This is a genomic window from Fructilactobacillus sp. X2R6C1, assembly GCF_059901295.1.
The window spans coordinates 1-12,724 of sequence record NZ_JBWXUZ010000004.1 but is presented as its reverse complement, the minus strand read 5'-3'; the positions used below and the strand labels follow the sequence as shown (position 1 = coordinate 12,724).

Sequence of the window (12,724 nt, the reverse complement as noted above, 5' to 3'; positions counted from 1 at the left end):
TACTAGGGCCACCAATTGATATAATTGTAGAGTTAATATGTTTAAAGAGAGAGGAGTTGTGATCATGTCAGGACATTCAAAGTGGCATAACATTCAAGGACGAAAGAACGCCCAAGATGCTAAGCGTGGAAAGATTTTCCAGAAGATCTCACGTAACTTATATCAAGCTGCAAAAGCTGGTGGAAGTGATCCCGAAGGAAATCCTCAATTAAGACTAGAAATGGAAAAAGCTCGTGAAGCAAACATGCCAAAAGATAACGTTCAACGAGCAATTGACAAGGCTTCAGGAGTTGGTGGAGCTAAATTTGAAGAAGTAACATATGAAGGTTATGGACCTGGTGGAACTGCCGTTATGGTTTCTGCTTTAACCGATAATAAAAACCGAACCGCTGCTGCTATTCGTTCAGCTTTCACTCACCATGGTGGTTCCCTTGGAACTGACGGATCGGTCTCATATATGTTTGACCGAAAGGGTCTTATTACGATTTCAAAGTCAGATACTGATGACGACGAGGATAGTATGTTGATGGCAGCGTTGGATGCTGGTGCTGATGATATGAAATCAACGGATGATGAGTATCAAATTCTTACTGATCCTGCTAGCATGGCTAGTGTTCGTGATGCATTACAAGATGCAGGATACAAATTGGATGCCGAAGTTAAGTTGATTCCACAGAATACGACAGAAGTTCCTTCAGATAAAGTTGAACAGTACAGTGGTCTAATTGATGAATTAGAAGATAACGACGATGTTCAAGATGTTTATGAAGCTGCCGTATTACCTAATCAAGCTAAATAATTAAATTAGTTTATAAAAGATGCAATCTTTAATTAGATTGCATCTTTTTTTCGTATTTAGTTATGAAGGATGTGATTAAAGTGAAAGTGACACAATGGTTGAACAATATTATGGAATTTGCAGTTCAACGACAAGCTTCGGATGTTTTTATTTTACCTAAGGAAAAAGACTATTGTATCAAAGTTCATACGGCCGTTCGGACGATTCAAATTACGGATTTGAGCAAAGACATGGCTAAAAAAGTCATTTCATATTGTAAATATCAAAGTGGGATGTCGGTTACGGATAATCGCAGGCCCCAATTAGGATCGATGGACTATGTAATCAAAGGTCAAAAATTACGTTTACGATTGTCATCGGTGGGTAATTTCAGTCAAGATGAATCAATGGTAATTAGGATTATCTATGACAGTAATCATGTCGATAGTGGCTTTTTTTATGCTGATCAAATTCAAAAGATCGAGTCCTCTTGTAAAAAACGTGGTTTACTTTTGTTTGCTGGTCCTACTGGTTCTGGTAAGACGACCACGATTTATCGAATCGTTAGAAGCATTAGTAAAAATCAGATCGTGATGACAATTGAAGATCCAGTTGAAATTTATGAAGAAAATTTTTTACAACTTGAGGTTAATGATCGGGCCCAAATGACTTACGCTGATTTACTTAAAGTGGGATTAAGACAACGTCCTGATGTTTTTATAATTGGTGAGATTCGTGATCATCAAACGGCCGAAGTGGCAATCTCAGCGGCTCTATCGGGACATTTAGTGCTAAGCACAGTTCATGCAAGGTCTCCTGAAGGAACAATTCAAAGATTGCTAGAGCTCGGGGTTGATTATGAAAGAATCAAATCAGCTTTGAATTTAGTGGTGTATCAACGATTAATACCAACCGTTTCAAAGAAGACTGAGACTCTTATGACTATTAAAGATAAATTTGGTGATCATGCGCTGTTAAAAGACGATATGAGTGATTGGAAGAATCGAATTGATGAGCTTTCGAGGAAAGGAATAATTAGTGAAAAAGTTAAAGATGAATACTATTACGGGTAAATGTGTTTCCCTTAAACAACAGTCATTCTTGTTCTCAACCTTGGGAGACCTTTTATCGATGGGATTTTCTATCCAACAAAGCTTGAAGTTTATTAAAGTGGTGTCAACAAAAAATCAGAAAATAGTTACTAGGATCATGCAAAGTTTGGCGGACGGGAATTCGCTGCCAGAATCGATGAGATTCTTTTTGAGTGAATCAATTTATTACCAATTAGAAATTGCCGATAAACATGGAGATTTGATTAATGAGATGAAAGAGGTCGGGGAGTTCTTAAAGTTAAGAATTGCTCAAAATGAAAAGATTAAGGGAGTTGTAATTTATCCAGCATTTTTGTTTGTGGTCTTGTTTAGTATTATTTTTGCAGTTAGGTTTTTGATCATGCCCCAAACTGCTGATTTAACCGGTAAATCAGCTTCTAATGGAAGTCATTTTATTCAATATGTCGTTTATGGATTAATATTCATGGCGCTTGTGGCGGGAATTTTTGGTTATCAAAGTTTTAAAAATAAAAAGTGTATTGATCGAATTAATTTGTTGGTAAAGATCCCATTACTTGGTTCATTGTTTAAGTCATATTACCAATATTTTGTGACCTCCAACTTTGCGCTAATGATCAAAGGAGGATTGGACTTAAAACAAGTTGTTTTTAGTTTATTAAAATTTGATCATCAGAGTCTTCTATATGATGTTGGGAAGACCATGCAAGATGGTTTTAACAATGGACTTAGTTTTGGATCAAGTTTAGCTCATTATTCCTTTGTTTCCGAGGAAATGATTGTATTTCTATCAAATGGAAGTACTCAGTCTGAATTAGCCCAAAATTTAAAAGCTTTAAGTCAGCTCAGCTTTAAAGACATGATCAAAAAGTCGAATTTACTGATTAAGTTAATCCAGCCGATTTCATTTGCGGTGATCGGCATCCTAATTGTGGGTGCTTACTTGCAGATGTTACTGCCAATGTATAACTCAATGAAAGGAATTTACTAATGAAGAGAAAAGGATTCACACTAATTGAAATGACAATTGTCTTATTCATTATCTCGCTACTGGTTCTAATTATTATTCCGAACTTAAGCAATCAAAAGGATCACGCCAAAAAAATTCATGGATCGGCGATGGTGTCGGTTATTCAAACTCAAATCGATGCTTATGAAGACGAAAAGCATGACGGAAATATAACCATTAACAAGTTAGTTAGAAGCCATTATTTAACGAGTAAGCAGGCTAAACAAGCTCAAGTGGAAAGAGTGGTCGTAGTAAAAAATCATGCCGTTCAAAGATAATCAAGAGGGTTTTACGTTAGTGGAAAGTCTCCTCGTTTTGTTTGTAACATCCCTTATTTTAGGGATCACATTGGTTGCCGGGAACTATTTGGGATTTTTTGAGGGTAAAGAGGAACGCTTTTTTCAAACTTTAGATTCAGGGTGGAACGACGCGTTACTAGAGTCACAGAATAGTCATCATTCAACGGACGTATTGTTTTATCCAGATGATGAAGTGGTGTTTGCTAAGTGTGGCAAATCGAAACAAAAAGATAAGATAATTAGGATGCCAAAGGGATTAAGCGTTAAAAGTTACCATGATATTGAGATCAAAAGTGATGGATACGTTAAACCGCAAACAATTCGATGGTATTCGCAGAACCAAAGGAAAACGATTTTACAAAAAATTCAACTTGGATGGGGTGCATATCATCTTGAGACTATTAAGTAAAATTAGATTAGGGTTCACGTTGATTGACTCTTTAGTTGGTCTAATTCTGATTTGCAGCGGTGTGGTCTTTTATTTAAACGTTAATGATTTTGAATATCATTGCTTAAGAAAAAGTCAGTATGAAACACATCAGGTTAGGATGAACTATGAACGTGAATTACTTAAAAAATATAAATGATCGAGCCGGTTTTTCGTTGATTGAGTCCATTTGTTCACTTTTGTTGGTCTCGTTGGCGTTTAGCTTGATTATGATTACTAGTCAATTAGTTCAAAAGGAAAAGTGGAGTGATAATCAGGGAACCTTTTATCGTTATCTTGATGTGATTGAATCACCTGATTATCAGTTTAAGATGATTAAAGTCACTAAAGATGCCATTAAATTAAAGAGTAAGAAGGAAAATAAGGAATATATAATGGAACATTATCATGACATGGTTCGATTGCGTGGAGTAAATGGTGGACATATTCCAATCATATTAAACGTTAGTAAGGCATCTTGGTCATTACATCATCATATATTAACTAGTCAAATTAGAATTAATGGGGTCAATTATGAAGCCAAAAGTCACCTGTAAGAGAAGCGGGAGTTTAACGTTAGTTGCAATTTTGTTTTTAACTTTTTTGTCTGGAATAGTTGTTTATCGTTACCAAAAGATTAATTTTCAAATTCAAAATAATCATATTCGAACCGCAAAATATCAAAGACTAACGAAAGAATTGAATAATTCTAATAGATAAATGAGAAATCTTGAATAATATGCGTGAATTCTGGTAATATTAACCCTAGATATATAAGAAGAGGGGTTGATATTCTGTCTGAGAAAGAATCAATATCATTGTTTCAAGTTTTTGATCAATCCAGTAAAGTCTTGAGTCAGGCGTTAGGTACTTCGTATCTAGACGCTTTCATCGAAACCGCCGATAATATGATTGATAACAATACCGTTCGGGTCGAGGATGGTATTCCGAAATCCAACGTTGTTGATGAACTGACTAAGTTGTATCAAACGGTTGACTATAAAAAGATGGATAATGAATCGATTAGACGTGCTATTCAAATGGTTATGATCAAAGCTACTAAAGAAGATAAGATTCAGGCAAATCATCAAATAACTCCTGATACAATCGCTTACATCATGGGATACATAGTTACGCGGATTTATGAACACAAGTCTAGCGTGAGCATCCTTGATCCAGCAGTTGGAACTGGGAATTTACTTACAGCGGTCATGAATCAGCTACACGATTCACTTCATGATACTGTTAAGGGATATGGAATCGATAATGATGATTCAATGATTTCAATTGCTAGTATTAGTTCTGAAATGCAAGATTTAGATGTTGAACTAATTCAGCAGGATAGTATTGAATATCTGTTGGTTCCTAAGGTTGATTTAGTTGTCTCTGATCTCCCAGTTGGTTATTATCCAATTGATGAAAAGACAAAAAGTTATGCGACGCGGTCACAATCTGGTCATTCATATGTTCATCATTTATTGATTGAGCAGTCAATGAATTACTTAAAGCCTGCTGGATTTGGAGTGTTCCTAGTTCCAAGCAATCTTTTTGAAACGAGTGAAGCAAAGGGACTTTTGAAGTGGTTTCAAGATTCGGTTTATTTACAGGGAGTACTGAATTTACCCCAAGAGTTGTTTGGGGATAAAAGTGCTCAAAAAGCCATTTTAATTTTGCAGAATCGTGGTGGAGATAGTCACCAAGTTCAAAAAGTGATGTTAGGAGAGTTTCCTTCGTTTAAGGATACGACTGCCTTTCAAAAGTTCATGGCTGAGATTGTTGATTGGGAAGAAAACGATTTATTGAAGAAATAGTTGAAATTAAGGAGATTACTCATGGGTAAGATTATTGCAATTAATGCTGGTAGTTCGACTTTAAAGTTTAAGTTGTTTAAAATGCCAGAAGAAGAAGTTCTTGGAGAAGGTTTAATTGAAAGGATTGGCTTACCAAAATCACATGTTGAAATTAAATATGATGATGGGAAGAAATTTGAGGAAACATTAGATGTTAAGGATCATGAACAAGCAATCCAAATTTTGTTAGATCAATTACTCGATCTTGATATTATCAAGGACTATAACGAAATTACCGGAGTTGGACATCGAGTCGTTGCCGGGGGAGAATATTTCGATCAATCGGTAATCATTACTCCTGAAGTTCTCAAAAAGATCGAAAGTTTGGATGAATTGGCACCCTTGCATGAGCCAGCCAATGTTTTAGGAATTAAGGCATTTGAAAAGGTGCTTCCAAACGTGACTAGCGTTGCCGTCTTTGATACATCATTTCATCAAACCATCCCCGAGAAAAATTATCTGTACAGTCTTCCTTATGAGTACTACGAAAAATATACGGCTCGTAAATATGGATTCCACGGGATTAGTTATCGCTATGTCTCTCAAAGAGCAGCTGAGTTAATGGGTAAACCCGTAGAAGATTTAAAGATGATTATCATGCATTTAGGTGCGGGTGCCTCAATCTGTGCCGTTAAGAACGGTAAGTCCTATGACACATCGATGGGATTTACCCCAGTTACTGGTTTAACCATGGCTACGCGTTCAGGTGATGTTGATCCTTCTCTTTTGGCCTATGTTATGGAAAAAGAAGGAATGACAGATATCAACGATATGATTAAAGTCTTAAATACTAAGTCTGGATTACTTGGTATTTCGGGCGTCTCTGCTGATATGCGTGAGGTTGAGGCTGCTCAAAAGACTAATCATCGTGCTAGAATTGCTCGGCAGATCTATGTTAATCGAATTGTTAGATACATTGGATCCTACCTAGCTGAACTTGGTGGTGCTGATGCAATCGTGTTCACTGCTGGAGTTGGTGAAAATAGTATTACCGTTAGACAAGAAGTTACTGACCAATTGTCATACTTCGGGATTGGCGTTGATAAAGAAAAGAACAATGTGCGTGGGGTGGTTAGAGATTTGAGTGCTGATGGCTCAAAGATTAAGACCCTTTTGGTACCAACCAACGAAGAATTGATGATTGCCCTTGATGTTCAGCGACTTGAAAAGGAAAAGAAAGCAAGTAAATAACCTAAAAGAAATCTTGGTAAATCCAAGATTTCTTTTTTATGTCATTGATTTAACCTTTTTTGAAATTTTGGTAGTTTTTCTTACAAAATATCTGTATAATTTCCATAAAAAGTAGCAAACAGCTTCACGTATCCGTGTATAATGTAGGCATACGTAAAGAAAGGATGTTTTTGTTGGAAAAAAATACAAATAATGAAAACCAAATGTCACGTGGACTTAAAAGTCGTCACGTTCAATTAATGGCACTAGGCGGGACCATTGGAACCGGATTGTTTTTAGGAGCTGGTCAATCAATTCATTTGGCTGGTCCATCCATTATCATTGCATATATAATTGCTGGAGTTGCTTGCTTTTTCTTAATGAGAGCACTTGGTGAATTACTACTTTCAAATACGAATAGTGTTTCGTTCATTGAATTTATTAATAAGTACCTAGGAGAAAAAACTGGTTTTGTGGCAGGCTGGACCTACTGGTTTTGCTGGATTGCCATTGCAATGGCAGAAGTAACCGCTGCTGGTCTATACATGAAGTTTTGGTTTCCTGACCTGCCACAGTGGGTAACTGCTGCCTTCTTAATTTTGATTTTATTCTTGTTGAACTCAATCACCGTGTCTGCTTTTGGTGAAACCGAATTCTGGTTTGCATTGATTAAAGTGGTGGCCATTGTGGCGTTAATCATTATTGGAATTGTTTTGGTTTTGATGCATTACAAGACAAGTGTTGGTTATGCACAGGTGTCTAATTTGTATTCTGATGGCTTTTTTGCCCATGGTGCATCGGGATTTGTCCTTTCTTTTCAAATGGTTCTTTTTAGTTTTGCAGGAATTGAAATGATTGGGATGACTGCTTCAGAGACCCAAGATCCGCAGAGAATCATTCCTAAATGTATTAATGAAGTCCCAACTAGAATCATTATTTTTTATGTTGGTTCGTTATTGGCTCTGATGTGTATTTTTCCTTGGCAGTACATTTCAGCAAATTCGAGTCCTTTTGTCCAAGTGTTTTCAAACATTGGAGTTAAGTCAGCAGCTGCTATTATTAACTTCGTGGTCTTGACCGCTGCAGCCTCTTCTTGTAATAGTGCTATTTTTACTACCGGTAGAATGTTATTTTCTCTAACCGACAAGAGCCAAAATAAATTTGCAAAGAAGCTTGGAACGCTTTCAAAAAGGCACATTCCTGCAAATGCAATTTTGTTTTCAACGATTGTGATTGCTATTTCAGTGTTGTTAAACATTTTGATGCCAGACGGTGTTTTTGAATTAGTTTCAAGTATCGCTACCACTTGTTTCTTGTTTGTTTGGTCTTTAATTGTTATTACACACTATGAATATCGCAAGTCACTTAACCAAGAACAGACAAACAAACTTACCTTCAAGATGCCATTTTTCCCATATTCTGACTTTTTCGTTGTTGGATTTATGGTCTTCGTTGCTTTTGTTTTAATTTTCAAAATGCAAACATTGATCGCATTAATTGGATCGGTTGTTTGGCTTCTTGTTCTATATGGATTTAAAGTTTTAAATGATAAAAGAAGAGAAAACAAAGAAGTCGATGATTAAAGTCATCGACTTTTTGATTATAGTTATTGATGGATGTTAAAATAGAAATTAGCGATAGTTATAGAAAACATTTTGAGGAAGTAATTTTATGGATGATAAAGTAGCAATTCTGCATACCAATGATCTTCATTCTCATTTTGAAAATTGGCCCAAGATCAGAAGATTTATGAAACTAAGAACAAAACAATTGGAAAAGCAGGGTTATCGAGTGTTTAAAGTTGATGACGGTGACGCCATTGACCGATCAAACGCGCTGACTGATGCTACTACTGGTAAGGCCAACATTGAATTGATGAATTCGGTTGGTTATGATGCTGCCACAATTGGAAATAATGAAGCACTAACAATGTCACATGACGAACTGGCGCATCTTTATGATGATGCCAATTTTCCCGTTGTTTTGGATAATGTGATTGATGAAAGAACTGGTCAACTTCCAAAATGGGCGATCCCGTATCGTGATTTTAAGCTAAAAAATGATGTTCGGGTCCGTTTTATGGGCTTAACGGCACCTTATCCCACGTACCAATACATGGATTGGAATTCACTTCCAATTAAAAGTACTATTGAGCGTTGCTTGAATGATTGGAAAAGGCAATATGACGTTCTGATTTTGCTTTCCCACTTAGGGATTAGCAATGATCGAAGAATTGCGAAAGCATTTCCTGATATCAATATTATTGTTGGGGGCCACACTCATCATTTGTTAGTTCATGGTGAAATGGTTAATCAAACCATGTTAACCGCGGCTGAGAAATGGGGCCACTACGTCGGTGAAATTACTTTTGACGTTAACGCTGAAAAAAGAGTAGAGAACGTTAAGGCACGTGTATATAAAACGTCTGAAATGGAAACCGATGTGCAAGATGCAGAGGAGATTGAGCGTCTTGAAGATCGCGGTGAGAGAATTTTAGCAAGTAGTAAGGTTGCTGACATTCCTCATACAATGACAACGTCACTAACTGATGATAATGAACTGGTTGACTTGGGACTAAAGGCCATTGAAGCTAAAGCTGGGACGACTGCTGCCGTTTTGAACACGGGTTTGTTTTTAGGTGATTTAAAAAAGGGAATTGTTGACAAAAACGAACTCCATAAATTATTACCACATTCAATTCACGTTATGAAAAGTCAATTTTATGGTTATAACTTGTGGGAAATGATTATGGAAATGGAAAAGAACAAGGACTTTTTAGTTCGTTTTGAGCAAAAAGGAATGGGTTTTCGGGGAAAATATTTTGGAAGGCTCATTTATGATGGGATTCGATACGACACTAATAAAAAGCAGTTATTCTATCATAATCAACTAGTAGAACCCGATAAAAAATACACGATTGCTTTGATTGATCATTATAGTTTTATTCCGTTTTTCCCGGCGATTAGCATTGTGGGTAAAAATAACATTTTTTATGGTGAAACTTTGCGGGATGTTTTTGGTGATTATCTAGCAAAGAAGTTTCCGATCGAGGGGAAGTAAAATGGATCACAACGAAATTGAGAGTTTGATTGAAACAAGGAATGATGAGAGAGATTCCTTGGCTACTATTAAGCAGGTTGATGAAACAACTTTAAGCATTAATGGCCACGTGTACGTTCTTGAAGCTAATATTAGAAATGCTTTTGATTTAGGTGAATTTGCCAATAAATTTAATCCCATTTTGACACGTTTTGATTACATTGTTGGTGACTGGGGATATAATCAGTTACGGCTAAAGGGTTTTTATGCTGACTTTAGAAATGTTAGTAAGGGTTTACGTCATGCGGCAATTCCAGATTATATTATTGAGGATGCCAATTTTGGTTCTAATTACTTTGTCTTACACAATTTGGAAGCCGAAAAGGAAAAGAATCAAAGCCATAAAACTAGTAGAAAAAGACAACGTGCTGGTGGAAAAAATAGAAAAGCAGGAACTGCAAGCAAGCATAATGCTAATCAGACGTCAAATAATAATTTTAAATCAAAACATTTTAGAGATGGCAAGCGTAGCTTTACCATTAGACAGAAATAGGTGAAATCTTGATGAAGAGTTATAAGGGATATTTAATTGATTTGGATGGAACCGTTTATCAAGGAAAAAAGCGAATCCCAGCGGCTAAGCGTTTTATTGAGAGACTCCAGAAAAATCACATTCCTTTTTTATTTGTTACGAATAATTCAACCAAGACTCCAAGTGAGGTGGTCCATAATTTGGCACTTAATCACGATATTCATGTTACAAATGACAACGTTTATACTTCGGGGATGGCTACAGCTGCTTTTGTTAGTGAGGATGCGAAGTCGCATGATGATAAAGCCAGAACGGCGTACGTTATTGGAGAAAATGGATTAAAGGAATCCATGGAGAAAATGGGTTTCAATATTTTTACAGATAATCCAGAGTATGTAGTGGTTGGTCTTGATCGTGACTTGACGTATGAAAAATTAGCACGAGCAGTGCTGGGGATTGCCCACGGAGCTAAATTTGTTGGAACTAATCCAGATGCGAGAATTCCAAGCGAATATGGGATGCTGCCAAGTGCTGGTTCAATTATCGACTCAGTTCGGTATGCTTCAGGGGTTGAGCCGGTGATGATTGGCAAACCCAAGACCTTAATTGTTAGAAAAGCTTTAGATCAATTGAATTTAAGCAAAGCAGACGTAATCATGGTAGGCGATAATTATGACACTGATATTATGGCCGGCATTAACGATGGAGTAGATACTTTGCTGACTTATACTGGTGTGTCTACCAGGGAACAGGTAAAAAAGAAAGAAGTTCAACCTACTTATGAGGTAAATAGCTTAGATGAATGGAATACTTTATAGTTTGAAAGATTTAGTAGTATTTGTTTTAATACTACTTTTTTTAATAACATTTGCCGTTTTTTTTGTTATCAATGCTAGTTGGCTTTATTATGTTGCATTTTCCGTGTTGAATTTAACTAATCAATTTCATGTTTCAAGTGGATTATTAATGAGTAATTTTTATAAAATGATTGGTTTCATTCAGAATCCATTTGCGTCTAAATTAAGTTTGGACCAGTTTCCAATTTCGGCAAATGGAATGGTACATTTTAACAATGTAAGAGCGTTGGTATTAACTAATAATTTGGTATTGTTAATTGTATCCATGGTTTTACTTGTCATTATGATTCGTTTCCTTTACTTTAAGAAGTTATGGAAGTTTCAGTTGCTTTCAGAGATGACGATTTTATTTATAATTTTTTTTGGAGTCTTTTGTGTTTTGGATTTTCAAGATGTTTTTATTTATTTCCATGATGTTCTTTTTAGAAATCAGGATTGGGTTTTTACGCCAAAGAAAGATCCAATCATTAACGTATTGCCGAATCAATATTTTTTAATGTGCTTTTTGTTGTTTTTTTTAATTATTCTTTTGGGATTATCTTTTATAATTTGGATTGGTAAAAGACAACTAAAAAAAGAGTCTGTCTAGAAGATTAAGATCTAATAGACAGGCTCTTTTTGTTTGAAACCTATTTCGATGTAGAAATCTTGCTTTTTAGATATCCAATTAAAGCTGGAATTAGTGAAATTACGATAATCAAAATGATTACTAGTGAAAAGTGTTCTTGAACGAATGGAATATTTCCGAAGAAATACCCGGCTCCACAACAAATCAGTACCCAACTGATACAAGCAATGAGGTTGTATTTAAGGAATTTTTTATAGCTGAAATCTGTGCCAGCGGCTACAAATGGGGCAAAGGTTCTGATAATTGGCATGAATCTAGCCAAAAATATGGCAATTGCACCGTATTTATCGAAGAATTCACGTGCACGAGTTAGATCTTCTTCCTTGATAAATTTACCAAAAAAGTGGTGTTCAGTTAGTGCGTTTCCAACTTTTCTTCCAATAAAGAAGTTAAGGGAGTCTCCACCGGCAGATGCTAAGAAGAAGATAATGATGAATATCCAGATACTAAGATGATAATTGGAGTTAGCAGATAGGGCAGCGGCTGCAAATAAAAGTGAATCTCCAGGAAGGAAAGGTAAAATGACCGCTCCAGTTTCAATAAATATGATTGCAAATAAGATTAAGTATGTCCAATCGCCAAACATGTTTACGATCGTGATTAAGTGATGATCAATGTGTAATATAAAGTCAATTAAAAATTTAAAAAAATCCATGTTTTTCCTCTTTTTATATAAGTCATTAACTATTTAAGTGTATCAATAAAATGAGGATTTTTGAATTTAATTTTTTCTTATTTAAATTAATTTGGGTTTATTTAAAAAAAGTATTGACGTTAACTGTGATAGATAGTATAGTATTAGTTGTCGTCAAGTGCGGCATATCAATTTGGTTAAAATTAGTCAAACTTTTCTATTGACAATAAATTAACCACATGGTATATTATTACGTGCGGCGTTGAGGTACAATGAGACGACGTTGCGTCAGAGTAGATCTTTGAAAACTGAACAAGATTTTGATTACAAGTGTAAGGTAATTTTAAGTTCTACAACTTAAAATTAAACATTTGCGAAGTCAATTCGCTTTTTAATTCTTTTGAAAAAGAATAACAACAAATAATAATGAG

Annotated in this window: 14 protein-coding genes; 13 read left to right on the top strand and 1 reads right to left on the bottom strand. The window is 35.6% G+C overall.

From position 1 onward, the window contains the following. The first annotated feature begins 64 nt into the window (after positions 1-64). The 13 genes from AC6UDF_RS04900 (at position 65) to AC6UDF_RS04840 (ending at position 11,620) form a co-directional block, all read left to right on the top strand. Positions 65-799: a YebC/PmpR family DNA-binding transcriptional regulator gene (locus tag AC6UDF_RS04900; RefSeq protein ID WP_500694428.1), complete on the top strand. Its 735-nt coding sequence runs from the start codon at positions 65-67 to the stop codon at positions 797-799. Positions 800-861: 62 nt separating this feature from the next. Next, positions 862-1,851 carry a competence type IV pilus ATPase ComGA gene (gene comGA, locus AC6UDF_RS04895; protein WP_500723973.1) on the top strand — a complete coding sequence of 330 codons (990 nt, stop codon included), beginning with the start codon at positions 862-864 and terminating at the stop codon, positions 1,849-1,851. After that, positions 1,832-2,839, top strand: coding sequence for a competence type IV pilus assembly protein ComGB (comGB, locus tag AC6UDF_RS04890; RefSeq protein ID WP_500694429.1), 1,008 nt, complete (start codon positions 1,832-1,834; stop codon positions 2,837-2,839). Before comGA ends, comGB begins: the two co-directional genes overlap by 20 nt. Beyond that, positions 2,839-3,135, top strand: coding sequence for a competence type IV pilus major pilin ComGC (comGC, locus tag AC6UDF_RS04885; protein WP_500694408.1), 297 nt, complete (start codon positions 2,839-2,841; stop codon positions 3,133-3,135). The genes comGB and comGC overlap by 1 nt, the downstream gene beginning before the upstream one ends. Continuing rightward, entirely contained in the window at positions 3,119-3,565 is a 447-nt protein-coding gene (locus AC6UDF_RS04880) for a prepilin-type N-terminal cleavage/methylation domain-containing protein (protein ID WP_500694409.1), read from the top strand. Before comGC ends, AC6UDF_RS04880 begins: the two co-directional genes overlap by 17 nt. A 146-nt stretch (positions 3,566-3,711) precedes the next feature. Further along, on the top strand, positions 3,712-4,140 hold the full coding sequence (locus AC6UDF_RS04875) for a competence type IV pilus minor pilin ComGF (protein ID WP_500723971.1): 429 nt from the start codon (positions 3,712-3,714) through the stop codon (positions 4,138-4,140). Positions 4,141-4,401: 261 nt separating this feature from the next. Further along, the gene (locus AC6UDF_RS04870) at positions 4,402-5,394 is read left to right on the top strand and encodes a class I SAM-dependent methyltransferase (protein WP_500694430.1); all 993 of its coding nucleotides are present in this window, start codon (positions 4,402-4,404) and stop codon (positions 5,392-5,394) included. Between the two features lie 21 nt (positions 5,395-5,415). Then, entirely contained in the window at positions 5,416-6,624 is a 1,209-nt protein-coding gene (locus tag AC6UDF_RS04865) for an acetate/propionate family kinase (protein WP_500694411.1), read from the top strand. A gap of 203 nt (positions 6,625-6,827) precedes the next feature. Beyond that, positions 6,828-8,186 carry an amino acid permease gene (locus tag AC6UDF_RS04860; protein WP_500701380.1) on the top strand — a complete coding sequence of 453 codons (1,359 nt, stop codon included), beginning with the start codon at positions 6,828-6,830 and terminating at the stop codon, positions 8,184-8,186. An 88-nt stretch (positions 8,187-8,274) separates the two neighbouring features. Continuing rightward, entirely contained in the window at positions 8,275-9,663 is a 1,389-nt protein-coding gene (locus AC6UDF_RS04855; protein ID WP_500694413.1) for a bifunctional metallophosphatase/5'-nucleotidase, read from the top strand. Between the two features lies 1 nt (position 9,664). Further along, complete coding sequence (locus tag AC6UDF_RS04850; protein WP_500694414.1) at positions 9,665-10,195, top strand: YutD family protein; 531 nt, start codon at positions 9,665-9,667, stop codon at positions 10,193-10,195. A gap of 11 nt (positions 10,196-10,206) precedes the next feature. Then, the gene (locus AC6UDF_RS04845; protein ID WP_500694415.1) at positions 10,207-10,992 is read left to right on the top strand and encodes a TIGR01457 family HAD-type hydrolase; all 786 of its coding nucleotides are present in this window, start codon (positions 10,207-10,209) and stop codon (positions 10,990-10,992) included. Then, positions 10,973-11,620, top strand: a complete 648-nt coding sequence (locus AC6UDF_RS04840; RefSeq protein WP_500694416.1) for a TIGR01906 family membrane protein — start codon at positions 10,973-10,975, stop codon at positions 11,618-11,620. Before AC6UDF_RS04845 ends, AC6UDF_RS04840 begins: the two co-directional genes overlap by 20 nt. Positions 11,621-11,660: 40 nt before the next feature. Here the strand turns inward: AC6UDF_RS04840 and AC6UDF_RS04835 are convergent, their stop codons facing one another. Next, entirely contained in the window at positions 11,661-12,314 is a 654-nt protein-coding gene (locus tag AC6UDF_RS04835; protein ID WP_500694417.1) for a VTT domain-containing protein, read from the bottom strand. Positions 12,315-12,724: the final 410 nt, after the last annotated feature.